Raw genomic sequence first — 25,435 nt, 5'->3', positions numbered from 1 at the left:
AATCAACAATAGCACTTTTTTTAATGCTCTATATCCCGACCGCATAACTCATGCAACGGCTTGGAGAAATCCTGATACTTAGAGAGTTACTCTCCTAGAACTCACAGGTATTCTTAACAAACGCAACCGAGAGCGCGATTATAATTTTAATTTTGACTTTCTGTCAAATCTGCCATAAAATATTTCAGATTCTCAACAACCGCCGACTACACAGCCCCCAACAGCCCCATTAATTCCAGCCACATCTAACCCAGTTTCACCTGACACTAATATCAGCGCAGAAGTCTAATCAACCGATTTACAAAACCCAGTACAAACCGCGACTCAATCTTTAACAGACAAACAGAATGATTCAGGAAAAGTTGACCCCCTAGCATTTTTTGGCATCATTGACCCCCAGGGAAACATCGGTCAGTTAATCGACCCGGACAAATTCGTTACCACCCCGGCCTTTACCGTAACTCGCGACATATCTTCAGTGCAGGTGGTAGCAATCCCCAAGGTGGGACTTCCCGTCGTAACAGAGGTAGGCGTGCAGCGAAACGACGACGGCACTGCCACTTTCAAGGCAGCTTTGAATATGCCAGCCCCAACCACCTCTGACCCCACAGCCCCTCCTGTCCTCCAAAAGGCTGAGCTGAAATTCAAGGATGATTCCGGTCAAGCATTTGAGAACAATGAGCCCCTCTTATTTCTGACCGGGGGCAACATTCTGGTCAACAACGCCAGCGACTCCAAAGGCAGTAACTTTGAAGATTTGACAGTTAAATTCTATGCAGGCAACTCTATGTATGAGGGCACTGTAGTACCGACACGCAGCCGCTCTCTTGGGGGCAATCAGTATGAAGTAGCAGTTAAAGTGCCTGATACAGTAGTGCTGGGCGCTTCAGGCGTCGTGCTCGAGAGGAAGCAGAACCAGATCGTCGAGCAAAAAGGCGTTACACCAGTATACAAAGAAATCCAGTACCACAGCAATCCAATTCGGCTGCCACAGGGGGCAGAGTACGTCTTTGCAGCCTTGGGCGGTTCTGACCGAGTAGCGGTTCTCAACGGTAAAAACCCCGAATCAGTGGTTGATACTACAAACAGCAAAGACTTGCTGTTGGCTCAAATTCCTGTGGGGACTAGCAGTGTCACAGATTGGGCAGAATCAACAGCCGTGACTAGCGACGGAAATCGCGTTTACGCAACCTTGAGGAATTCAGGTCAAGTGGCATTGGTCGATGCAATGGTACTGCGACAGGTAGATACTCAGCCAAATACCCCAGGCGTCAATCCCATTGTCCTGCCGGCGGGCGCTAGACCCAAGTCAATAGTCATCAGTCCTAGAGACGATTATGCTTACATTGGCGACTTAAATCAAGCGAAAATTTACGTCCTTGACATCAACCCTAACTCGGCAACTTATCACAAAGTAGTTGAGACTATTAACGTCACTTCACCATTAGGATTGAGTCAGTTGGCAATTAGTAGTGACGGGCGGCGGCTGTTCGGCACGGGTTCTGATAATAATGAGCAAGTGCCTAATCGTCGGATTTATGCAATCAATATTGACTCGAAGGATCGACCGAAGGATGAAGATTCTAATCCTCGTAAGTGGCATCAACAAATCGGAGTTATTCCTACTATTTCGGAGACCGAGGGAATATCAGCTACGAATGAGCCGACGAAAATGGTGTTCACAAACGGATTGAATCGGAGTAATCCTGACCAGAATAATGACGCGCCTGGTTTTGGGGTGTTGGAAATTACTTCGGACGATCCTCTTAACTTTACTGCTTCTGTGAGTTATGCCCCTTTAAGTTTGGGTTTTCCTACTGATTATTTTGATGTGAATGAGGGGGTATCTGTCACTGTAACGCGGGATGGGCGGTATGGGTTTGTGGCTGGTCGCAATTCTGGAAGTCTTGGCCCTTCTGCAGATGTGCGTTCTGGGGGAAATATTGGGATTATTAAAGACCCCTTGGGGCCAAATCCTCAATTAATCGGTGCTACCAGACCGATTCCAGAGGCTCTTACTAACGATTTAGTGCTTTCTAATGACAACAAATACCTTTATGGCTCTTATCCTTCTCTGACTGGTAGCGGGAGCGTGTATGCTTTCGATGTTGAGGAAATTATTAAAACTCTGGACAATCCCGGTCAATTCAAAATTGATAGTCTTGACAGGGGTGTTAAGTCTCCTTTCTTCAATGCTACTACGGCGAGGTCTGTGACTGCGGCTGATTTCACAAGGGTTCCTATTGATGATATCAATCCGGCGGTTAGTATTGCTGCTGACTATGGGATTACTAAGGAGAATCGACCTGCTAATCAGTTTACTTATGGGGTGCTGCCGGGGACAACACGCGCACCAGTCGGTACTGGAGGCAATTTACGGGATTTGAGTTCTGCACCGACTGATTGGCTGGATTTGAAGGGGCCTGGTACAACTACAAGTGACCTGACTCCGACTTTTCAATGGCAGTTTTCTCCTGGTTGGGAGGATGTGAAAGAAGTTAATCTTTTTGTCAGTACCTTCGAGCAAGGGAAGGGCTTATTGCCTCGGGATAAGGTTGTCAATTTATCAGATTCGGCACTCCTTCCCGGATTCTCGGAAACACAAAAGCGTCAACTTCTTTCTAAGCCTTGGAACGGTTATGACGATTTCAATCCCAACCGAATTCTGACGGCGACTTGGAAGAAAGATACTAACAAGTGGTACGGCCATGACGGGATTACGCCTCTTAACCAACCTTTAAATGACCCCGCAAATACTAGCACTAACTTCACGCTACCTCAGAGTCTTACTGCGGGGCAGAACTACAACTTTGCTGTAGAAGCTGTGAGTAATAGCGGCGCTGTGACCAAAGATTTGGGGCAGTTTAAAACCCTACCTCCTGATAGCAACAGTCCTTTCAGCAGTGTCAGCGTGTTGACTCATGGTTTTACACTTTTGCCTAACCAGTCTGGGATTCCTGATTCCTTTTTCCAAATGGCCAACAAAATTGCCACTGTTAGCGGTAATACACCGGAAAACAGCGGGTTAATTATGCGCTACGACAAGCCTACAGGTAACTGGATTCCTATAGATATACAGGGACGGGTGATAACTAATTTGACCGAGGGGCTTAACACCAGCGAACCTAATTATTTATCAACTTTGGCAAATAACTTAAAAGCCGGGGTAGTTATAGATGGAAAGGAGATTAAATACCTCAACCAGAACAAACCGTTAGTGTTGCTGACAGAATGGTCGTTGGACAGAGAATCAGTCATTCCTGACGTTGGCTTTTCTGAGGGTGCGGCTGATGCTTTATTTGCTTCTCTGGTGCAGTTGGATCTGGCATTAGGGGGTAAGGTTGGAGAGTATCAAGGCAATCAATTAAACCGGTTGTACAACAGCGAAGGGAAGCTGATTCGCCAGCAGGGGGATTTGTTCAATTCGCCACTACATTTCATGGGCTTCAGTCGAGGGACGGTTGTCAATAGCGAAATTGTACAGCGTTTAGGGACTTTCTTCCCCCAAGCGGGCGGCAAATCTATGGCTGACCGAGACCTCCAAATGACAACAATTGACCCGCACGATTTCTACCAACCTAGTTTGAATTTACAATTACCTGGCTTTATCAGCACAAATTTCAGCGATTTCTACGAACCCAAAATTCAGGTTTGGAATAATGTTACGTTTGCTGATAACTATTATCAGACTGTGGCTGACCCGAATGGTGGTACTGCTACTCCTAATGGTCGTTCTTTGAGTCTACTTCCACAAGAGGAGTTGGATAAGAATCCCAAACCTGCTGGACTGAATTTTCCTAAAGCTAATGGTGTTACTTTAGGGAAGGCAGACCGAGAGATTTTACTCGGTACTCGTGAGAAGGAACCAGGTCGTGAAAACAGTCGTATTGGGTTTACTAAGGATGATTTTGTAGGAGGGACGCACAAGCGAGCATTTGGATGGTATGCTGGGACGGTTGATTTAGACCTGGAGGAAGTTTTACTTCAGTATCCTCATGTGGAGGCTTCTGAGAAGCCTCAAGCAGTTAACGATATGTTGGGTAAAATGGGTTTACCCGAATTGTTCGATCCGAATTTCCCGGCTGCTAAACCTTGGTATGATAATGGCAATGGTGAAGGGGTTGGTGAGGGTTGGTTTTATTCTGTTTTGGGTGGAGGTAAAGACCGACGGACGTTGAGTTCTGTTGGGCGCGTTCCGGTGAGTTTTGATAATACTCTTTCTGCTGGTATGCGGGGGGATTATGCGGTTCCTACTCTGTTTAATGGGAATTTTGACCAGTTTATTCCTAATAAGAGTGGGGCTGAAGAATTTGGTCGGAATACTATCTCTAAGGAAATTCCTGGGTGGTCTTTTCATAATAGTGCCACATCAACTTTGGTGTCACCTATCAACAACCTTGTAGAGTGGAATGAGATAGCTCAACAATCTCCCAATTTTTCCAATTACTTGAGCTTATTAGGTATTAACTCTCAAGCTCAAGATTATCAACCCAATTATGCTCTGAAGTTAAAAGGTGGTGAAAGCATCTCCCATAATCGCTTTATGCTAAATGATTGGGGAAATTTGCGGTTTGATATTCACGCTCCCAGCAGAAGTGGAATACTCAATGTAAAACTTGAAGTAGAAGGAGTAAACATACCAATAAAGAGAATAAATCTAGCTCAGGATTCCGTTACTGTAGCTGAGGCCAACAAAGAAGATGTCGATGAAATCAGAAAAATATATAGCCAGAATATCAATAGTATTGGATTTGGAAGAACAGGATTTGAAACTTTTCAGTTACCCTTGCAATTACTGGCTTACGAAGATTTCGCAAAATCTGTAGGAAAACCAGCTAAGCTGACGTTTAGCCTAGAAGGTGATGACAATGCAAATGTTATCATAGATAATGTATTTTTCAAGAGTCCACACCTCAAGCTTGGCAACCCTACTAACGCTAGATGGGATTTAACTCAAGAACAACCAACAAATTTACTGATTGAAAAACCAGGATATGTAGTATCCTACAATACTCAAACAAAACTTTCTAACTGGGTGAGTTGGCAAGTTAATAAATCGTGGACTGTACCATCTAGTACAAGAACAGACATCCAGTTCATAGCAGATCCTTTTTTGTCGCCCACTTCAGCAAATTCTAACCTGCCTCAAATTGATGGTACTATATTTCGGCAGCCTTGGGTAGGAATGGATAAAGGTCATTTAATTCCTGATCGAGACAGAAACAGAAACTCTAAAGATGCCATAGAAACCTATATGGGGACTAATTTAATTGCACAATCTATGGACAATAATAGATTGTTTTCTACAAATCCATTGACTGCCTCTGCTTGGTTTAATATTGAACAAAAAGTACAGGATCGTGTTCAGCAAGGGCAAGAACTTTATATTATTGCCGGTGCTTTAGGAAATAATTGGACTACTCAGAAAAAAACTAATGTTCCAGCACTCTTAAATCAACTAACAAACAATGGTATTTTTATTAACAGAGGGAATACAAACCCCCAAAACTTTGAGAACAATATTCAGATTCCTGAATGGACCTGGAAAACAATTATGGCTTTGCCTAAACCAAATGCTGAAATTACCTCTGAAACACTTATGTTTACATTTATAACTCCTAACCGCTCAGAACCAGAATCTTGGCCTCAAGAACATCCTCTAAATCAACTCTTAGGGGGAAATCGTCAACCCATCGAAAGCCCTGAACAATGGAGAAACGTGGCAACTTGGCGAATTACCTTGCTACAACTTCAAACTCTTCTTAACAACAGGCCTATTCCCGGCTCGAATACACCTTTTGATTTTAGTTTTCTCTCAAATGTTACTGACAAAAGTGTACAAAAAAATCTTTTAGAAAAAGTCTAGATTTTCTGTTTTAGTTTTTGATTGAAGCAGTTTTACTGAGTTGGCTTTGGGGAAAAATAATGAGGATAAAATTTACGCAATTTATAACATTTTAAGATGTGGTAAGGGCGACAGGTCTTCACCCTTACTATATTTAGCGACCTTGCTTAAATCCCATCCTCATAACATTAAAACTCGCCATCTTTTTTGATATGAGTAGTTTTTTGATAGCAATCGCTACATCCAGCCATATATTCCCCATCTGGTAAAGTAACGTTATAGCAGAAAGGAGGTGACTGTCCATGATATAGGAATACACCGCCTTGGAAGCTAACTTCTATAAAACTGGTACAGGTTGCCTCGCCGAAAAGTTGCGCCTCTCTTAAATCAGAGTGAATAAACCTGGTATTAGTAAAATTGCCACCCTTTAAATTAGAACCTCTAAGGTCGCAATAAATAATTCGTGCCGAGTCCCAACTAAAAGGTTCCAGAATAGCATTACGCAAGTTAACTTGACTGAAATGAGCATAGGACAGATCCAGATTAGGTAGGTTAGCACCTTCTAAGTTAACTCGATGTAAGACTATTCCGGTAAATTCTCTCTGTCCATCTGCATAGCGTCTTTTGAATTCTTCACCACTTAAGCCTCGCTCCGAATCCATTTTTCGATTTCCAGAAGGCATAATAGTATGATGAAAAATTGTCGATTTATTAGTTTGAATATTATTTAACTTAGCATCAATTAAGTTAGCACCAATCAATTGAGCTGTGGTTAAATCAGCGCCTGTTAAATCAGCGCCTGTTAAATCAGCACCTGTTAGATCAGCTTGATGGAGATTAGCATCACTGAGATTGGCATTAATTAAGTTAGCATTCATTAAATATGAATCTGAAAGATTAACTTTTTTCAGGTTAGCACCAGTTAAGTTGGCATTAATCAGAAAATTTCTCATTAATAAAGAATCTTCTAAATTGGCACTACGTAAGTTGATGTCCGTTAGAAAAGTATCCATCAGACAGATGTTCCTTAAGTCAGCGCCAATAAAGTCTCTCTCACCAGCAGCATATCGTCCGATTAATTCTTCCGCATTCATAACTTTTACCCTTAATTTGTAATCGTTTTATAGTAATGTTTTCCATTCATCGATCCGTACAATTATCATTTCGGATCGTTCCATCTGGCATTATAGTATTGCACAAAGTAGCGTCTTCCCATTTTCCGCACAGATTGATTGTATTTGAGTCGTCATATTCAGGATCGGGTCTAGCTCCCATCAGATTAGCATTGCACAGATTTGAACCATCAAATGATGTTTCATCCATAATTGCACCACTAAAGTTAGCTCCAGTAAGATCGGAATTCCAAAACCCAGTTTGATGTAGTTTGGTATTACTTAGATTCGCGCCAATTAGAGTTGCTTTATGAAAACCAGCTTCACCGAGGTCTACATCGCTGAGGTCGGCTCCAGTGAGGTTAGTATTTTGGCAGTTGAGCCTAGATAAAAAACCATTTTTCAAATTAGCTCCACGCTCGGTTGGCATCAGTCACGTCAGCATAGTGCAAAGTTGCGTTTTCTAAGCAGGCATTACTTAGATTAGCTCCCGTCAAGTCAGCCCCTTGTAACCAAGCTCCTTTCAAGTTAGCACCACTAAAATTAGCCTTAATCAACTCAGCGCCATCCAAGTTAGCCTCGGTCAAGTTAGCCTCGGTCAAATTAGCGTCGCTCAAGTCAATACAATCCATGTTAGCATCGCTTAAGTTAGCACCACTCAAGTTAGCATTCATCAACTCAGCAGAAATCAAGTTAGCACCACTCAAGTTAGCATTCATCAACTCAGCACCACTCAAGTCAGCATCTGTTAAATTGGTCTTGGTGAGATTGATATCAATAAGCTTGCTTTTCTTCAAATTGGCATTGCTCAAGTCAACCTCAGCAAAGTCTCTCTCGCCATTGGCATATCTTCTAAGTAATTCTTCAGCATCCATAACTTTAACCCTTAATTTGTAATCGGTTGATAGTGTTAATAATACCGCTTTCCCAGTCAAGAATCTATTGGAAATACTTGGGATAGCCTTCCTTATTGAATGTCATCAGCTCAACAGACGGCACATCAACAGTAATGATAGCCCCCGGTGCCTTAAAGCAAGACACAACCGTCAGCATTGCCCCAGTCAACCAACAAAACTTCTCCCTACCGCTGCCGGCGGGATTTGAATTTGCAGGAGCCTTCAACTTAAACTTTGGCGATAACTCCCTGAATATACCCGCCCAGTTGGCAGTACCAGCACCCGCCGGATTAGCACCTGGAACGGATTAAGAAGGTTCCTTTTGAGCGCTTGCTATAAAAGAATGACTTAGGGATTTATTCCTCTGGTCAGTGAGTGGTTCAAATTCAACATTCACTGACCTTCTATTTCTCTAGCTATTTAGAAAATAGAAACTTTCGTGCAGGCATCAAAAACTTACATTTTCACCAATTCAGCATCTGTAAAATTACACCGAATAAAATTCGATTCTATTGCACCGGCTTTCCTAAAGCTAGCCTTGGTAAAATCGCAATCGATAAACGTACACCGTTGAATACACCCTCGATTCCAATTGGCTTTGGTAAAGTTGCATTGCTTGATGGTAGCTGGTCCTATACCTACCTCTCTTAAATCAGCACTGGTAAAATCAACGTCAATAAAGCTAGAAGTCTCTAAACCAGCCCCCTTGAGCTTTGCTTGTTTCAGAATCGTCCCTATGAATTCCGCATCATACGAGACAGCTCTTTCCAAAATAGCCCCACTCAAGTTAGTTTGATGCAGTCGAGCCGAGCTAAGGATAACTTCTCTGAGGTTAGCTCCGCTCAGGTTAGCTTCATTGAGCCTCCCCACCTGCAATATAGCTCCAGTCAAGTTGGCTCCACTCAAATTGGCCCCCATAAAATCAACGGCTTCTAGGTTAGCCCCTTCCAGATTAGTGCCGCTCAGGTTTATACCGCGCAGGTTGACTCCTCCAATTCTGGTGTTTTCTTCAGTTTGATATCGTTTGATTAACTCATCAGCGTAACGTCTACCCAAAAGAATTCCACTTAGGTCAAGACCTGCAAAGTCTCTTTCTCCAGCAGCATACCGTCCGATCAATTCTTCTGCATCCATAACTTTAATCCTTAATTTGTAACCGTCAACCGCCAACAATCAAATAGCTAAAACTGAGGTTTTGCCACCACCCCGTCGCAGAGACGCCGATCGTGATCGCTCACATTAGGATTAGTCCTCAAATAATCTCCCACCCAGTCACAGCCCCTCACCAGCAAATCGTCAAGATCCAAATTCCACAAAATCACCCGATTATCCCGGCCCGCAGAAGCCAGAACCTTCCCATCCGGGCTAAAACTCACACTCATCACACTATCCTTGTGACCCGTCAAAGTTTTCAGCAAAGTCCCGCTGCGACTCCACAGTTTCACCTTATGATCGTAACTACCCGAAGCCACCAACAAACCATCCGGGCTAAAAGCAACGCTAGTCACGCTGTCGCTAGAACCCTTCAGCAGCGTCGCCACCAAAGTCCCATCTACCTTCCACAATTTCACCGAATTGTCGTAACCAGCCGAAGCCAGCATTTTGCCATCAGGGCTAAAAGCAACCCCCAACACAAAACTGTTGTGAGCTCCTTCAAACGTTCTTAGCAAACGACCGTCCCGATTCCAGAGTTTGAGAGTACCATCATCGCTTGCAGAAGCCAGCATCGAGCCGTCGGGACTGAAAGTCACCCCAGTCACCCAGCCTGTGTGTCCCGTCAAAGTCTTAATCAGCCTGCCGTTTCTAGTCCAGAGTTTCACAGTCTTATCCTTGCTAGCCGTTGCCAGAACCTCGCTGTCGGGGCTAAAGCTCACGCTCATCACGCTGTCGGCGTGGCCGTCGAGAGTCAACAGCACAGAAGGCGAACACGGGAATAGCGGAGCCGAAGGACAAGGGAGAATATTATTCATGCCATCTTCTGTCAAACTCCAGACTTTCACCGTTTTGTCGTAACTCCCAGAAGCAAGTAGCTGGCCGTCGGGGCTGAAACTGACGCTGGCGACTCTCTGAGTGTGTCCTTCCAAGGTTTCCAGCAAAACTCCCGTGCGGCTCCAGAGTTTGATAGTGTTGTCCGTAGAAGCAGAAGCCAGCCTTTGGCCGTCGGGGCTAAAAGTAACGCCTTGCACCCGGTTTTGGTGTCCGTCGAGGGTTTTGAGCGGCACGTCATCGAGTCGCCACAGCCTGATAGTTTTGTCAAAACTTGCCGAAGCCAAGGTTTTGCCTTCCGGGCTAAAACTCACCTGAGTAACTCGATCGGCGTGTCCCTCAAAAGTTCTCAGTAAGCGACTCTCTGGTTTAATGTTGCTAGCATCGGTTGGGCGTTTGTCGCCAACACCAGCAAGATTCCAGAGTTTGACAGTCCCGTCTGCACTTCCAGAAGCAAGTGTTTGACCGTCGGGAGAGAAACTGACACCAAATACCCACTTGCTGTGTCCCCGCAAAGTTGTTAGCAGTTCACCTTTTTTGGCTTGTGTGGAATTTTCTGTTGGTGGGTGTTTGAGTGCAGCGATGCTCCAGATTTTCACCGTTTTATCTTCACCCGCACTGGCGATCGTTTCACCATCGGGGGAGAAACTGACGGTGTAAATTTTCGAGGGTTGTCTGTTTTCGCTGTGCCATAAATTAGCGATTAACTTACCGTCAGAACTCCACAGTTTCACACTACCGTCATCGCTCGCCACAGCGATTATTTTGCCGTCGCGGCTGAAGCTTAGCCAATTTACGGGAGCAAATTGTTCGATCGTTCGCAGCAGCGTGCCGTCGGTTTTCCAAAGTTTGATAGTTTTATCAGTAGAGCCAGTGGCGATCGTTTGACCGTCAGAACTAAAAGCAACGCTGGTAACGCTATTAGTATGCCCTTTGAAAGTAGCTAACAAACGGCCGTCAGTTTGCCAAATTTTGACAGTTTTATCTAAACTTGCCGACGCTATGGTTTTGTTGTCGGGACTGAACGCGACACAGGAGACACTGTTAGTGTGGTCTTTGAAAGTTGCCAGCAAACTGCCGTCGCGCCGCCAAAGTTTGACGGTTTTATCTACACTGGAAGAAGCTATTGTCTCGCCGTCTGGACTGAAGCTAAGACCCCAAACTACATCGCCGTGTCCTTCCAAGCGGTTGCGTTCTTTGACTCCATAAACTGCCTGCTGGAGGGCTGCAGAAATCAGGATTTCGGTGTCTTTGAGAGTATACATTTGTTGGGAGTGTTCGATCTGTTTCCACTTTTTACCAGCTCTCAAACTTTCCATCATGGCGTCAAATTTGTTATTTGAGAAATAAAGTGCTTCCGAAGCTGCTGTCAGGGTACTGATTTCGGCTCGCTGAGTTTGAGCGACAGCTAGCTGTTTTTGACCCACGGCCCGCCACCAAAAATTTACGGCTGCGATGGTGGAACTGGTGAGCAGCATGACGCCGATCACTGCTACTCCCAGCAGTTGTTTGAGAAAAGTATTGGCTCGGTAGAGCTGTGCTTGACTCATCTTTTTGTCCGCTTCTGCTTTGTGGAGTCTCGCTTCTAAGCCGAATCTTTGGCGAATCGGTCGCACTAAATAGTCGTGTACCAATTGATAGCGGTCTTCGGGCGCTTCCCGTAGCAAAAATAGCAAACCGTGACCAACTAAAATGTCTAAAATTAAGTCCAGGTTGTCGGTTTTCTTGGGTCGGCTTTCAGGGTATGCAGCGAACTGTCGCGGTAGGGAAATTCGGTTTCTGCCGATCGCCGATAATTCGGTTTCGCGGGCATCGGCTGGCTGCGGGCCTGTAACTAACGAGAGTTCGTGTTTGGTTTTTATCAGTCTTACGCCTCTTTCATCTGTCAGGGAAAACAAGATTTTCCAAGCTGCGTCTTCGTTAACGGGCCCGCAGTCAGAGATGACTCTTTCGAGCGATCGTTTCACTAATTCCGCTTTGGGATTGTCCCCCAATTGCTGGTATTGTGCTAGACTGGTAATATCTTCTTCTTGCAGTTGCGCTCCTACTACCTGCAATTCAATTGGTCGCACTTCTTGCAGTTCGTCTGCTAAATCTTCTACGAAGGCATCGATCAGTGCCGGCTCTAAATAAAATTCCGCCCGTTCTGTTAAGTGTCCAATGACAGCCCGCGCGTCTTTGATAGAAAAACTCCGCAGTTGGTAGCGGATGCTTTTGTCGAGAATATTATTGTTAATAGCATCAAGATTTGGGAAGCGATCGCAATCTAGTAAGTAGTGCAAATAATCTTCGCGCAAGCACAGAATTATCTTGACATAAGGCAAGTTCAAAAACAAACGCAAAAAATTATAAAAAAGTTGTCTTTGTGCCACAGAAGTTGAAACAAAGAAAAACTCTTCAAATTGATCGAAAATCAGCACAGTTAACAAATTATTTGTGGCATTTTCGCGCAACTGTTCTATAATAAAAGAAGAGACTTCCGAGCTGCGAGCAGGAATAACCGAGCAACTTCTTTTGTGGATTTCCTGTACTCCTTTCGAGATTAATTTACTTTCCTCTTCGGCTTGTTTGTCGTACAGTGCGCTGTTCAAAGCATTTTCTAACTCCACCAGCCAGTCGGTGTAAACTTTGACTACTACGGGCAATGTATCCCGCGCACCCGGAGTAATATTTTTCAAAGCTGGTACTAAGCCTGCATTGACTAGAGAACTTTTCCCGACTCCGCTGGGCCCGTGAATAATAGTTAATTTATGGTCGTCCCTGCTAATTCTTTCTAGCAAGCTATTGATATCTGTTTGGCGCGAATAAGCCGTCATGGAGGCTGCAATGGCAGCTTGGTTTTGAGCTGAGGGGCCTGAAGGATTGACTGCTTGGCGCTGCTGCTGCAATTGGCTGGCTCCAATAAAAGCTCTAAATCCGTATTGATATTCGATCGAACGCTGGGTTTTTTTAATCCGAAACGCTTTAAGATACTCTCCCTGCTCGAAATAAACCGCTTGCAATTCCGTCAAAATATCGATGTAAAGTCGGGGGTCGTACTTCGGCTCGCTTTGAGATTGAGCCAACTCCAAAGAATGAACCGCCGCTTCCCACTGCCCTAGCTGTCGCAAACTTCGGGCTAAAAGTAAAAGATACGAACTCCTGTCGGATTTAGGATGTTGGATTTTAGATTTGGGTTCGTTACTTAACTCGTTAGGGCCCACAAATTCTGGATAATTTCCCTCAAACCCCAATCTCAAATCTTCAATCAGCAATCTCAAATCATTAGGCGTTTGATCCAAAATCGCCAAAGCCAACTCGGCTAGCTGGCGGGCTTGACTCCACCTCGACTCTTGCAGGGCAACTTCAGCCAAAAAGCCGTAATCTTGAGCTAGTTGGCTGGGAGTACCGTAAGTGAAGTGCAACTGCAAAGAATTTTCAGCTAATGCTTGCAACTCTCCCCAAGCTTTCAAGCGCTGCAGCACTTCTCCGAGGTGTGCTGTCACCTCAGCTACCAATTCCGGGCGTGAGGCAAGGGAGAAAGCGTTTCTAGATTTTTCCAGGCTAATCCAAGCTTGTTCCCAGTGCTGGCGGTTGGCTACCGGGTTTCTGGCTGCTTGCAAGCGGTGACACAGGGCTATGTGAAACAGCACTATGCCTTCTCTCTCTAAAAATAAAATTTTGGGGACAGGATTCGACAAGGAGGAGAAGGTTTCTGGGTTTTCGGAATGTTCCAAGTTGCCGGTTTGCTGCTGCCAAAATACTAAACTTTCTTGGTAATGAATTAAGGCAGTTTCGGTTTGGTCGCTGACATAGTAATCTCTACCGAGAACGAATTCCAGGCTGGCTTTGAGGGCGGGTTCTAATTCTTCACCGCGATTTTGTAAATCTCTTAAAGCTAATTCTAGTTCTCGGCGTGGCAAAGAGCCGATCGCCAAATCGAAGGTATTGCCGGGACTCAATGGCGAATAGGAGTGGATATCTGATTGTCGTCGGTTTTGGGGCCGTGAGTTAAAAGTTAGAAAGCGTTCTCCGGGGCTGATTTCGCGCTCCAGGCCGCGTTTTTCGGACGGGGTTTCGCAGGTCTCACAATTAGTGATGGTGCTGAGGTTGCTGCTGGCGAGTTCTTGATGGAGTTCGCCTATTTTAAATATAGTATCAGCCCGCCTAGCGAGGAAATTAATTAATTCGTCAACGCCCATTTCAAATTTAATTGTGGCGGCGGCCCAACTTTTGAAATCCGGGGCCAGACGAATCATTTTGGTGACGATATCATCTGTTACCCACAAGATCACTGGGCAGGAAAAATTTTTGCGAAATTCGTCTCGCACTTGATTGGTAGAAGCCATCAGTTCGTCGATCGCTACTACTGTTTCTAAACCGAATACCATCAAAGCCGAGGCGGCATCCACAGGCGAGTACCCCTCCTGGAAAGAGCTTGAGAGCAGGGTAGTGTAGAGGGTTTTGACTGAAGCTGGCAGGACGATATCTTGAATTGGAACTGGGGACACTTCTCGCAGCCGCTGCGCTATTTGCTGCCGCAACTGCTCGTAGTTGCAGCGCACCAAAATTAGCGAGAATTGGTGTTGAGACATTGTGATTGACCTGACCAGAGTTTTGAGCGAGCGCTCGTTGTAGTTTGCAGTTTCTTGTACCTTAATTAGATCGGTCATGCGTGCACCTCTTTTGCATTAATCAATTACCTAACGCTCGCCAATCGTGACTGAAAGCGTCTCTACTTAGACATCCCCGTCTCTGTCTGACGCTTTATCTCTGTATAAATACGTAGTTTTCCGTACTTGTCCTATCAATACTTACATATTTATTAGATCCAATGTAAAGATATCATACCTCTCAATCTCAGAGAATGCTAGACTTGCGAATAAAAATTTAAGGTTATCTTAGATTTTTTGATTAAGCGATATATAAAGGACTACAGATCATAAATAGCCAAGTGCTTAGTTCACGATCATACCGACGGCTAGCTATTAGTAAACAACTTCGATATATCTGTAGCAGGCATTTAGCATAACAGCAAAAAAAATGTACTCCGGTATGGGATTATGTGAAATTAAGAGCAACAGCTAAAAACAGACATAGGGGGTCTGACATTGCAGATATGAGAGTTGAGAGTGGGCAAAGTCCTTAGTGGTGGCAAAGTTTTACAGGACAATAAAATACACCGCCTATAGCCAGCATTCAACAGAAATTAGCCAGTGGAAAAAACCGCTGACTGATTTCTGTATTGGATGGTAAGATTTCGGAGTTTTGAGCGATGAATTTTTAGTTAAATTCTTTCTAAATCCCTCGTATTTAAGGGTTTTTAGAGTCACGAAGCTATCTCAAAAATCCCAACTATTTTGGCTCACTGCGCTGCAGCCACTCCTTATATTTTCGGGTTTCTGCTAGGGCTGGATTAATCCCAAACCAACGACCTTCTTGATCGCGGTATTCAAAGACAAACATACTTCGCAACAAAATTTGAGACTCTTCTTCGCCTGTTACACTTTGTCGGTTGACAACTTGAAACAGTAATTCCCATTCCATGTCATTGATGGCTCCCAAAAGGTCATCGCGATATTCTTGAATGACGCTTTCGAGGCATTCGCGAGAGAAGGGAGGGTCTTCGTGCTGCAAACAGCTATACAAAAGCATCAGTAGATTGCGAACATGACCGCCACTAATCCGACAAAGCCTGTCTAAAGTTTCGGGAGAGTCAAACACCTGGGAAATCAAATCAATGCGTTGATGGGGAGCAACTGCGGGGAAAGCTCTGGCTAATACTAGCTGGCGCAGCAGTGCCATTCCTTCGAGGTGGTCTTCGCCCGATCGCACTTGCACTGGTACCATGGGCATCACCTTGGGCTTGACTCCAAATCGACTGGCGAGGCGGCCGAAGTCGTTGGAAAAAATCAAAGTCAAGGGAATCGTGTAGACAACATGGCAATTAAGTTTTTTCAACTGTTCGCCCCGGTCTAAAAACAGGTATTCTGGCTGTGTGCGTCCGCTGGGTTTGAGGGAGGCGTCGAGGCGATCGAGGTTGTCAACGATGACTGCGAGCCCTTTTTTACCTTGCTGCTTGAGTTCGGCGTTAGCTTTGTTGAGGAGTTCTTCGTTGATCGACTGCAAGATGCTGTTGGTGCGGGGTTCGAGATATTGCCTGAGTTGCGATCGCAGTTTGGGAGAGTCTTTAGTTTTAGCAGTCACTCTAGCAATGCCTACAGATAACTCGGCTTCCGCTGACAAATCTATGGGAGTCTGCAAAAATTCTGCCACTTCTGCAAACAGATTGGTAAAATAGCTCGGTCTGAGTTTAATTTTAGCCGATTCCATAGTTTCGCTAACTTGGCGGGCAATGCTCAGCAAAATATCGCTGATATCTACATCCCCCATGTCTAAGTCTTGGGAAGACTCGAAGTAGACGACGCAAAAACCCTCTTGCTCTAACTCAGCTTTTAGTCGAAACAATTCCGTAGATTTGCCACACCCGATATGCCCTGTAAATAGCTGACAGGTTGGCTCATTGGGGGAGATGCGGGTAATGGTTCGCTGTAAAGATTCAATGATTTTGCCGCCACGCACGGAACCAAAATCAATGTAGTATTGATAATCCCCTGGGTCTCCCGCAACAAGGGTCTTGCTGGGGTTGCAGGCTTTATAGAATCTGTCTAATTCGAGTGCGATCACAATTGAAGCCGAATAAAAGTTAAAAAGTTAATCGAAAGTCTAAACTTTCTTTACTTGAGTTTAGTTTGATTTGTAACCTTTTGCCCTGTGGGGTAATGCCCTAAATACCCAAAGAACCTTGAGCTGGTAAGGGGTTTTCCCGGCGCTGGAATTGGGAATTTTTAATTAATAATTTTTTATTACTTAGCGGGATCAGTGATATTACTGATATTGCCCGGAGGATGGGTAAATTTGCGGATATCTGGTTAAATGGTAGGGGAAAACAGGGTTCGAGAGAGAAAGATTAAACAGTTTTGAATTTGTGCTAATCGTTAATTACTATATTGTCAAGAGGTAGATGGCTAGTTTTGGAGCGGTTTCTCAAACAGAGTTAGGGCGCAGGCGCCAAAAGTTGCGGCAGATCCGTCGCGCTCGATTGGCGGCTGTGGTGTGGCAAATGCTGGCAGCAAGCGCAATGGCTGGAGGTTTGTTGTGGTGGATTGCTCAGCCGGCTTGGTTGATTGCCCGATCGGAACAAGTGAAGGTGGAGGGCAATCAGTGGCTATCGGATAAGGCGGTGCGGTCTTTAGTGCCGCTGTCTTACCCGCAGTCGCTGTGGGGGATTCAACCGCAGGCCCTGGCCCAAAAGCTGGAGTCCACCGGGCCGATCGCCAAAGCGAAGGTGACTCGTAACTTGTTTCCACCGAGTTTGACTATAGAAGTGGCAGAACGCTTGCCCGTGGCGGTGGCGCAGCCGACGGCGGTGTTGAGATCGAACAGTGACAAGGAAAAAGTGGGGTGGCTGGACGCTCGCGGAGGTTGGATGCCGTCGGATAGTTATACTGCTGTACGATCGCACAATAGTTCGATCGGGCCCGGCAGCATTGCGGGACCTCCGCCTCAGCGTTCTTTGCCAACTTTAAAAGTCATCGGGCCTTTGGAACAGTATCGCGCGTCTTGGCCGAAGTTTTACCAAGGACTCAGCGCCTTGACGGTGAAAGTGTTTGAGATTAATTGGCAAAACCCGAACAACTTGATCTTGAAAACAGAGATCGGTACCGTACACTTAGGGCCGTACAGTTCCAAGACTGCGGAGCAACTTAAGGTCTTAGACCGAATGCGACAATTGCCAAAACAGATAGATTCAAGCCTCATAGCCTACATTGACTTAAAAAATCCTGCGGAGCCGATCGTCCATTTGCCACAACTCCCCGGCAGTTTGGAGTCGGACTTAATTGCTAAATAGTTTGCTAAACTTATCTAAAGTTGATTGTTGAGAGGAATTTCCATGTTTGCCGTCAAGCGAGCGCTCAAATTGAATAATAGGGAAGCAACCTTGATGGCAAAACACGCAGGATTCCGGCGTGTAGTATTTAACATGGGATTGAGCTTGCGAGTCCAAATGTACGGTGAGGGCAATTTTTCAGACTCAAAGGTCATCAACGAAGTCAAGAAAGTTCTCACCAACCACGTCAAGAAACAACCTGAATGCGCTTGGATGAACCAGTTGTCTTCTCGTGTTTACCAAAACGCTTTGATTGACTTGAAAGATGCGTTCAGTCGGTATCGCTTGGGAAAAGCCGATCATCCGAAATTTGCCAGCCGCCGGGATGGGCAATCATTCACGGTTGATTCGTCTAATGGAAAAGTTTTACTAACTGCTGGCAACACCATTAAGATTCCCACGCAGGGAACTTTTCGACTTCACGAGCCACTGGAATGCGGTTTTGTCTCTCAAACTTTTACCATTTCACAAGAAGGAAATCGCTGGTTCGTCTCTTTCTGTGTTGATGCGGAACTTTTACCAATTCAACAACCCGAAAGCTCTGTAGGGATTGACGTGGGTATTAAATATTTTGCTACCCTGTCAAACAGTCAAGTGTTTGATGCACCAAAGCCATTAAAGCAAGCGAAAACCAAGCTTGCACGGTTGCAGCGCAAGGCATCAAGACAAATAAAAGCCTCAAACAATCAGCGCAAAACTTACAACAAGCTCGGCAGACTTCACGCACGAATAGCTTGCATTCGCAAAGATTTCCTTCAAAAGTTAACGACTTATTTAGCTAAAACTTTCAAGTCAATCAATATAGAAGACTTGAACGTAAGCGGAATAATGGCAAATCACAAGTTGGCTGGGGCAATATCCGACTTAGGGTTTTACGAATTCAGGGGGCAGCTAAATTATAAGTGCAAAATGTATGGAGCGAATTTAGTGCTGGTAGATCGATGGTTCCCCAGTTCTAAGACTTGTGCGAATTGCGGGCATAAAAAAGATATGCCACTAAGCGTTCGGACTTATGATTGTCCTGCTTGTGGCTCCTCAATAGATCGCGATCTCAATGCCAGTTTAAATATTTTAAATTGGGAACCCAAGGCTATTGGGGGATAGCCTGCTTATCTTGGGATGGCCGACCACCCAACAGCGCAGGAAGTCAACTCCGAATTGCAGCTAAAGGTGGCTTTAGCAAAGTTTGGGTAAGTTTGACAAAGCAGAGTTCCACTCCCGCACCCACTCGCGCCCAGAATTGATCCTCTGTCAACAGAAGGTAGAAGGTATCGATCGACAGGCAGAATTTTTGCCCATCAGGATCGATAGGGCTTCAAATCAGCACAGTTTTTGGATAGCGCTCCGCGTCTGGGCCTAGTATCCATTTTTTTCCTTCTGACGCAGCTTACAACTGCCTTAATCCGGTCAAGTACCTGGATGGCGTCAAGCGAGGTCTGGGCTAGCGAGGTCGGCCAAATCCGAGATTGCTAACATTAAGCATCGATCTGTGTTAGTTTTTCGCGCAACTTAGCCTATAGTTGATTGTGAATTGGCGTTTAGTTAACAAGCTCTAATCTACCATCCCCGACTCTAATGAAGCTTAATAATAGACAGGGGTCTGACCAAGACAGTCCCCCTTCGGAAGAAGTAAAAAATTTTCCGGTGGCAGCAGATTCCGCCAATCCCTTTAGACGCAAGTCTGGTTATGTAAATGTAGATAGTATTGATATCGATCCTATGGTCAATCCCAAAGACATAATGCCCAGCAGTGCCGCCAAAATCAAAGTAATTGGCGTCGGCGGTGGTGGGGGCAACGCCGTTAACCGGATGATTGCTAGCGAGGTTTCTGGTGTCGAGTTTTGGTGCGTGAATACAGATTCCCAAGCTCTGGTTCTCTCAAATGCTCCGAAACGCTTGCAAGTCGGACAGAAGTTGACGCGCGGTTTGGGCGCGGGGGGCAATCCGGCGATCGGTCAAAAGGCTGCGGAGGAATCCCGCGATGAAGTTGCTAATGCTCTGAATCATGCGGATTTGGTATTTATCACGGCCGGTATGGGCGGTGGTACGGGCACGGGCGCGGCTCCGATCGTGGCTGAGGTCGCTAAGGAAATGGGCGCCTTAACTGTGGGCATAGTAACGCGGCCTTTTACGTTTGAGGGACGGCGGCGCACCAGCCAAGCTGAGGAAGGAATCGCGGCTTTGCAAACTCGGGTGGATACGCTGATCGTAATTCCTAACGACAAGCTGCTGTCTGTGATTTCGGAACAAATGCCGGTACAAGAGGCTTTTCGAGTTGCTGACGATATCCTGCGCCAAGGGGTTCAGGGTATTTCTGACATTATTACTATTCCCGGTTTGGTGAATGTTGACTTTGCTGACGTGCGGGCAGTAATGGCGGATGCGGGTTCGGCTTTGATGGGCATTGGCGTGGGTTCTGGCAAGTCGCGGGCTAGGGAGGCGGCGATGCAGGCTATTTCTTCGCCTCTGCTGGAAGCTTCGTCTATTGAGGGCGCTAGAGGTGTGGTGTTTAACATCACTGGCGGTACTGACATGACGCTGCACGAGGTGAATGCGGCGGCTGAGACGATTTACGAGGTTGTCGATCCGAATGCCAATATTATTTTTGGAGCGGTGATTGACGAGCGGCTTCAGGGCGAAATTAAGATTACTGTGATCGCTACTGGTTTTTCGGGGGAAGTTGCGTCGCCTCCGCCTCCGGGGCGCACGCAAAATGTTAATGCTCCTTGGCGGGCTGCAACTGTTCCGGTGACTCCTGCTCAACAGACGCCCGATCCGAAAGCGAAACCGCCGCAGGATTTGGGATTGGATATTCCTGAGTTTTTGCGTAACCGTCGTCCGCCAAGATGATTTTAGATTTTAGATTTTAGATTTTAGATTGGGGATTTGGCGATTGGGGATTTGGCGATTGGGGATTTGGCGATTGGGGATTTGGCAATATTGAATCTCCAATCTCCCATCTAAAAAATCGAAAATATCGAGCATCTAAAATCTAAAATCTAAAAAATCTAAAATCTAAAATCTAAAATCTAAAATTTCCAGGGTTTGGCCTGGTTCGGGTTCGAGGAGTTGGGTGGAGAGGCCGGATTTTGCTAGTAAATCGCGAAATTCGGGGATGCTGCCGATCGATCGCACTAACATTGGTAAAATGCCTGTGGCTCGGATGTCTCCCGTCGCTGTAGGCAGAAAAAACCGAGGTTTGAGAGTTTGGGCGAGCTTGAGGGCTTCCGAAGGCCCGATGATGACTTGTCCGAGGAATGGGAAGATTTGACCGATGACTGGGGCGATCGCTACGTCTACTGTGTCTATTTTCTGTTTAACTTTGTCTAATGGCGGCAGGTGCGGTTCGTAATAAAGTGTCTCGCCGCTGCTTAAATCTTTGAGCAAATAGCCGTTTTCTTCTTGTCCGGGCCCGATTTCGGCTCCGGGTACGGCAGTAATTTGTAACTTTTCTTTAAAATTTAACTCTTGCCAATTTGCTAAAGATGTGATATTAGTGTAGCCTAAACTGCTGAGGACTTTGGCGGCGGTGGGTGAGGCGATCGCGGGAATTGTGCGATCGAGTTGTTGGAGTGTTTGTTTGTGACAGTGGTCGTCTAATCCTTGGGAAATTAGGATGAGGTCGATCGGCGGTAAGCTGCTGGGAGTGAAGGCGACGGGGGTGTTGTGGTAGGCGGTGAACAGCCAGGGTTGACCGTAAAATACGAGGGGATCGACCAGCCAGGGATCTACGAGGATGGTTTGACCGGCGATGTGGAATATCCAAGAGTTGAGGTCGATTCGGGTGATTTTCACGGTTGTTTGCAATAATTCTTTACAATTGGTTTAATCATAGCTAATTTTGTTTGGGAATTTTAAGCCCTTCGGAAGCACAGGCGGGACGCCCGTGCCACGGGGAACCCAGATATTATTGGGATGTGTCTGTGTTTATCGGCGGTTGAAAAAAGATGATTAAATCGAAGATTCCTGTGGCTTTGACTGTGGCGGGTTCTGATAGTGGCGGCGGGGCGGGGATTCAGGCGGATTTGCGGACTTTTGCGTTTCACTGTGTGCACGGTACAAGTGCTTTGACTTGCGTGACGGCTCAAAATACTTTGGGGGTGATGCGAGTTGATGCTTTGTCTGCGGAGGCTGTGGCCGCTCAAATTGAGGCGGTGGTTGGGGATATTGGGGTGCAGGCTGTGAAAACTGGGATGCTGCTGAATCGGGAAATTATGGTGGCGGTGGCTTCACAGGTGGAAGCTTTGCGAATAGGGAATTTGGTTGTCGATCCGGTGATGGTTTCACGATCGGGCGATCGATTGATTGATGAGGGGGCGATCGCGTTTTTGCGGGATGTTTTGATTCCAATGGCTGCTGTCGTGACTCCGAATCGGTTTGAGGCTCAGATTTTGAGCGGTTTGGAGATTGTTTCTCTAGACGATATGCGATCGGCGGCGCAGCAGATTTATCGTTTGGGTGCGAAAGCTGTTTTGGTGAAAGGCGGCGGGATGGCGGGAGATTTGCGGGGGATTGATGTTTGGTTTGATGGTACGCGCTTGGATGTGTTGAAGACTGAGAATGTTGATACTGGGAATACTCACGGGACTGGTTGTACTTTGAGTGCTGCGATCGCTGCTAATTTGGCTTTGGGGAAAGATTTGTTTACAGCGGTGACATTAGCTAAGAATTATGTTACTACTGCTCTCAAATATGCTTTGGATATTGGGGAAGGCCAAGGCCCAGTAGGTCATTTTTTCCCCCTGTTACAGAAGTAATAAGTTATTTGTTACTTGTTGGAGTCTGCTAATAATATCAAATCCACGATTCATCAAAATTATTCCTCTCTCTTCTCTTCCTCTGTGTTCTCTGCGTACTCTGCGGTTAAATCATTCCGATCCAACCGGAATTGATATAACCAATCACATGAGTGAACCGCCAACAGTCAAAAATCAGTTAATTTCTTAATTTTTCAGGCGAAAGAGCGATCGCCACCAAGTCTTCAATTTTCTTAATATTTGGATCGCCCGCCAAATAACCAATCCCTCGGTGCAAGTGCAGGCGAAACTGTTTCGCTAGAGTTTCTTTTTCTGTGCCTAAATTGTCTTGGTGACACCGCTGCTTGAGGGCCATTATCAGGATATCAGCCATATCGCCGCCGAAGACATCCCAGCTTAATTCGACGTTGCTGTCGCTGGGAATTGGTACTGGCGATGGGATGCTGGGCTCGGCGAGCGATCGGCAAAATCCCCACCTGCATAGAATATTCCACTGATCGATTTTTGTCGATCGTTTCAGTTTTGATAGTTGGTCTTTGCCTGTTTGGGAGAGGCGGATGCGATCGACTGGTGGTTCCATGAGTTTGAGATTTTTTGGTATATTGTAAACAGTGTTAATGTTGGGGAAGCAAAGCCTCTAGATAACCCGAAATAATTAACATTTTTTTACACGGCGCGACTTGATTAAATCGGTTTTTTTTGGTATTCTTATTTTAGTAGGATTTATCCTTAATAATGGGATGGTGGCAAAAATAAAATTTTCGCAACCATCCCATTATGATATATATACTACCGCAACTCCCCAGCAAAGTCAAGGGGGTTGCGGCTATTTTTTTGCGCGAATTTTTAGTCCCAGAAGTAACCAGTTTCGACGGTGGTTTGGTGTTTGGCGGAGTCGTATTTGAGGAGGTAGCTGTGGGCGATCGCCTCTAATTCTTGGAGTTTTTCGTATTCTACTTTTCTAATTTCCGTGTCGGTAGAAAGCAGGATGACTTGGTGGCTGGCTGAGGGAAAATAGCGTTCCACTAGGTTGTTTCTGTGGGAGGAGTCGAGGCGGCCCAAGGGTGTGTCGATCGCCACTGGCAATTGTCTCCCGGATACTCTAGCCAATCCCCACAAAAAGGCGATCGCCAGCAATTGTTTTTCCCCGGCAGAAAGTCGGTGTTTGGGTACCGGTTTGCCTTCTGGATCGTAAATGGAGAGGCTAAATGTTTGAGTGTCGATCGCAACTCTGTGCACGAGGTCAGTTTTGTGCAACAGGTAGCGGAAACAGTCGGTAATTTCTATTTCGAGTTTGTTGAGTTTTTTGAGGGTAAGTTTTTCTTTAAAGAGTTTCAGGGTGGCTTGGGCTTTGGCGATCGAAGCGATGACGTGTTGGCTGTTTCTGATGGTGATGAATTCGCTGCTGTAGTTTTCTAGTTCTTTTTGGTTTTTGGCTAATTCTCTCTCTAATTCATCGACGCGGCGGTTGGCTGATTCCAAGGCGGCGGATGCGATAGCGACTGCTTTTTGGGCTTTCCTGACTTCTTCTTCTAGTTTTTCGTAGGCTTCGGGGGAAGCTGCGGCTGCGAGTTCTCTGTCTGTGAAGTCGATTTCTGATTCGATGTTTTTGATTTCTTCTATTTGGTCGCGGGCTAGAATTTGCTGGGCTTTGATTTGGTAGCTAAGGAGATTTTCTAGTTGCTGGATGCTGTTGTTGTCGGCGTTCATCCAGGGCGGGGCATCTGTTCCGGCTTGCTGTTCGAGTTCTTGGTTTTCTTGGCGGATGAAGTCTTGAATTTTATCTAACTGTTGGGGATTTAACGAGATTTCCGCGATATAGTTTAGAAGGCGATCGCTTCTTTGTTTGATAAGATTTTGGGCAATCTTTGCTTGCTGCTGGCTGGCTTCTGTTTCGGCTTGAGTTTTTGCTTCGCTTAGCAAGGGCGAAATTAGGGCTAGTGGTAGCGTATTTGATGCCAATTCCATCATGGTTTGACGGGTTTTTTCGGCCTTATTTCGGTAGTCATTTAGCTTGCTGTCTAGCTGACTGCGATCGGCGGCAATTTTCCCGCCTTGATAAATAAATTTGTCTGATGCTTGTTTCTGATTTTTTTGAGCTTTATCTAATTCGTTTTTAAAGCTAGCTTGTTCTTGCTTAGCTAAGTCTATTTCATCGGTAATTTCCTTAAAAGTTTGTTCGATTTTCTCTAAAGCAGCCAAGTCTTTTTTGCCAGCAATTTCTTTCCGCTTGCGGCCGGCTAATATTTCTAAATCGACGGCGAGGCGTTCTGCTAATTCTAAACCTAAAAGAGATTTAATCGCCCCGACGACAAAATCTGGCGGTGTTTCGAGTTCGGCGAGTTCTTTTACTTGTTCGCCGTCAAACAGAAATAGGTTGGATATTCCAACTGGCAAAAGGGTTTCGATGTATTCGTCCCAAGTGTTAGTAATTGCTTTGTCCGACCACCAATCGCTGACAATCTCGCTGTATATGAGAATGCTTAAGGTGTCTTTGATATCTAATTTTTTCCAGTATCTAACTATTTTAAATTGAGCTAATTTGTCATCTTGGACTTGTTCAAATGTTAGTTCGACGCGGGTATCTTCTAATGGGGGGGTGTGGCGGTTGACGCATTGATTGAGAAAGTCGCTGTAGCTTAAATTGCCTCTGGTAGAACATTGGGCGCGGCCACCGTAGAGGGCGAGGCGAATGCCGTCCATGAGGGTGGTTTTGCCGCCGCCATTCATGCCGCCAAATAAAATGACTGGGCAGGGATTTCCGTCTTTTTCGGGGCGGAGATTGATGGTTTGGGTGCCTGCATAGGGGCCGAAGTTTTTGAGGACGAGTTCGAGGAATTGCATTGTAGATGTTGTTGAGATGGGATGAAAGTTGGTGGGTGCGATCGGTGTATCCGACAGTCCGGGGT

At 45.7% G+C, this 25,435-nt stretch carries 15 protein-coding genes; 6 read left to right on the top strand and 9 right to left on the bottom strand.

What is annotated here, in order from left to right; translation table 11 throughout:
* The first annotated feature begins 484 nt into the window (after positions 1 to 484).
* The gene (locus QUB39_RS10920) at positions 485 to 5,866 is read left to right on the top strand and encodes a DNA/RNA non-specific endonuclease (RefSeq protein ID WP_333208451.1); all 5,382 of its coding nucleotides are present in this window, start codon (positions 485 to 487) and stop codon (positions 5,864 to 5,866) included.
* A gap of 167 nt (positions 5,867 to 6,033) precedes the next feature.
* Here the strand turns inward: QUB39_RS10920 and QUB39_RS10915 are convergent, their stop codons facing one another.
* Genes QUB39_RS10915 through QUB39_RS10905 form a run of 3 tightly spaced genes read right to left on the bottom strand, consistent with a single transcriptional unit; the run spans position 6,034 to position 7,832 of the window.
* Positions 6,034 to 6,939, bottom strand: a complete 906-nt coding sequence (locus QUB39_RS10915; protein WP_333208452.1) for a pentapeptide repeat-containing protein — start codon at positions 6,937 to 6,939, stop codon at positions 6,034 to 6,036.
* A gap of 46 nt (positions 6,940 to 6,985) precedes the next feature.
* Positions 6,986 to 7,387, bottom strand: a complete 402-nt coding sequence (locus tag QUB39_RS10910) for a pentapeptide repeat-containing protein (RefSeq protein ID WP_333056113.1) — start codon at positions 7,385 to 7,387, stop codon at positions 6,986 to 6,988.
* The gene (locus tag QUB39_RS10905; RefSeq protein WP_333056114.1) at positions 7,365 to 7,832 is read right to left on the bottom strand and encodes a pentapeptide repeat-containing protein; all 468 of its coding nucleotides are present in this window, start codon (positions 7,830 to 7,832) and stop codon (positions 7,365 to 7,367) included. Before QUB39_RS10905 ends, QUB39_RS10910 begins: the two co-directional genes overlap by 23 nt.
* Positions 7,833 to 7,927: 95 nt before the next feature.
* Here QUB39_RS10905 and QUB39_RS10900 point away from each other — a divergent pair, with 95 nt between their 5' ends.
* Positions 7,928 to 8,164, top strand: a complete 237-nt coding sequence (locus QUB39_RS10900) for a hypothetical protein (protein WP_333056115.1) — start codon at positions 7,928 to 7,930, stop codon at positions 8,162 to 8,164.
* A gap of 145 nt (positions 8,165 to 8,309) precedes the next feature.
* Here the strand turns inward: QUB39_RS10900 and QUB39_RS10895 are convergent, their stop codons facing one another.
* The 3 genes from QUB39_RS10895 to QUB39_RS10885 form a co-directional block, all read right to left on the bottom strand.
* A complete protein-coding gene (locus tag QUB39_RS10895; protein WP_333056116.1) occupies positions 8,310 to 8,987 on the bottom strand; it encodes a pentapeptide repeat-containing protein in 678 nt (225 codons plus the stop codon).
* Between the two features lie 47 nt (positions 8,988 to 9,034).
* Complete coding sequence (locus QUB39_RS10890) at positions 9,035 to 14,491, bottom strand: WD40 domain-containing protein (protein WP_333485061.1); 5,457 nt, start codon at positions 14,489 to 14,491, stop codon at positions 9,035 to 9,037.
* 682 nt (positions 14,492 to 15,173) lie between these two features.
* On the bottom strand, positions 15,174 to 16,505 hold the full coding sequence (locus QUB39_RS10885; RefSeq protein ID WP_333056118.1) for a P-loop NTPase fold protein: 1,332 nt from the start codon (positions 16,503 to 16,505) through the stop codon (positions 15,174 to 15,176).
* Between the two features lie 337 nt (positions 16,506 to 16,842).
* On the opposite strand from QUB39_RS10885, the gene QUB39_RS10880 reads away from it, so the two are divergent.
* The 3 genes from QUB39_RS10880 (at position 16,843) to ftsZ (ending at position 20,619) form a co-directional block, all read left to right on the top strand.
* Complete coding sequence (locus QUB39_RS10880) at positions 16,843 to 17,730, top strand: FtsQ-type POTRA domain-containing protein (RefSeq protein ID WP_333056119.1); 888 nt, start codon at positions 16,843 to 16,845, stop codon at positions 17,728 to 17,730.
* Positions 17,731 to 17,772: 42 nt separating this feature from the next.
* A complete protein-coding gene (locus tag QUB39_RS10875) occupies positions 17,773 to 18,873 on the top strand; it encodes a transposase (RefSeq protein WP_333056120.1) in 1,101 nt (366 codons plus the stop codon).
* A gap of 471 nt (positions 18,874 to 19,344) precedes the next feature.
* The gene (gene ftsZ, locus QUB39_RS10870; RefSeq protein WP_333056121.1) at positions 19,345 to 20,619 is read left to right on the top strand and encodes a cell division protein FtsZ; all 1,275 of its coding nucleotides are present in this window, start codon (positions 19,345 to 19,347) and stop codon (positions 20,617 to 20,619) included.
* 165 nt (positions 20,620 to 20,784) lie between these two features.
* Here the strand turns inward: ftsZ and QUB39_RS10865 are convergent, their stop codons facing one another.
* Positions 20,785 to 21,564, bottom strand: a complete 780-nt coding sequence (locus tag QUB39_RS10865) for an MBL fold metallo-hydrolase (RefSeq protein ID WP_333056123.1) — start codon at positions 21,562 to 21,564, stop codon at positions 20,785 to 20,787.
* 152 nt (positions 21,565 to 21,716) lie between these two features.
* Between QUB39_RS10865 and thiD the strand changes: the two genes are divergently transcribed.
* Positions 21,717 to 22,526 carry a bifunctional hydroxymethylpyrimidine kinase/phosphomethylpyrimidine kinase gene (gene thiD / locus QUB39_RS10860; RefSeq protein ID WP_333208454.1) on the top strand — a complete coding sequence of 270 codons (810 nt, stop codon included), beginning with the start codon at positions 21,717 to 21,719 and terminating at the stop codon, positions 22,524 to 22,526.
* A gap of 178 nt (positions 22,527 to 22,704) precedes the next feature.
* On the opposite strand, the gene dndE is transcribed toward thiD, so the two are convergent.
* Together dndE and dndD are read right to left on the bottom strand one after the other, a co-directional pair.
* A complete protein-coding gene (dndE, locus tag QUB39_RS10855; RefSeq protein ID WP_015179042.1) occupies positions 22,705 to 23,106 on the bottom strand; it encodes a DNA sulfur modification protein DndE in 402 nt (133 codons plus the stop codon).
* 266 nt (positions 23,107 to 23,372) lie between these two features.
* Positions 23,373 to 25,370 (bottom strand): DNA sulfur modification protein DndD, encoded by a 1,998-nt coding sequence (gene dndD, locus QUB39_RS10850; RefSeq protein WP_333208487.1) that lies wholly within the window; start codon positions 25,368 to 25,370, stop codon positions 23,373 to 23,375.
* Positions 25,371 to 25,435: the final 65 nt, after the last annotated feature.

It is taken from the genome of Microcoleus sp. AT8-B5, from assembly GCF_036705565.1.
Taxonomy (GTDB): Bacteria; Cyanobacteriota; Cyanobacteriia; order Cyanobacteriales; family Microcoleaceae; genus Microcoleus.
This window is presented reverse-complemented; position numbering and strand designations above follow the sequence as displayed.

Coding starts and splice junctions, on each gene's coding strand:
- dndD (WP_333208487.1), bottom strand. CDS start 25,370: ATGCAATTCCTCGAACTCGTCCTCAAAAACTTCGGCCCCTATGCAGGC.
- QUB39_RS10905 (WP_333056114.1), bottom strand. CDS start 7,832: ATGGATGCTGAAGAATTACTTAGAAGATATGCCAATGGCGAGAGAGAC.
- QUB39_RS10910 (WP_333056113.1), bottom strand. CDS start 7,387: ATGCCAACCGAGCGTGGAGCTAATTTGAAAAATGGTTTTTTATCTAGG.
- thiD (WP_333208454.1), top strand. CDS start 21,717: ATGATTAAATCGAAGATTCCTGTGGCTTTGACTGTGGCGGGTTCTGAT.
- QUB39_RS10915 (WP_333208452.1), bottom strand. CDS start 6,939: ATGAATGCGGAAGAATTAATCGGACGATATGCTGCTGGTGAGAGAGAC.
- dndE (WP_015179042.1), bottom strand. CDS start 23,106: ATGGAACCACCAGTCGATCGCATCCGCCTCTCCCAAACAGGCAAAGAC.
- QUB39_RS10880 (WP_333056119.1), top strand. CDS start 16,843: ATGGCTAGTTTTGGAGCGGTTTCTCAAACAGAGTTAGGGCGCAGGCGC.
- ftsZ (WP_333056121.1), top strand. CDS start 19,345: ATGAAGCTTAATAATAGACAGGGGTCTGACCAAGACAGTCCCCCTTCG.
- QUB39_RS10875 (WP_333056120.1), top strand. CDS start 17,773: ATGTTTGCCGTCAAGCGAGCGCTCAAATTGAATAATAGGGAAGCAACC.
- QUB39_RS10890 (WP_333485061.1), bottom strand. CDS start 14,491: ATGACCGATCTAATTAAGGTACAAGAAACTGCAAACTACAACGAGCGC.
- QUB39_RS10895 (WP_333056116.1), bottom strand. CDS start 8,987: ATGGATGCAGAAGAATTGATCGGACGGTATGCTGCTGGAGAAAGAGAC.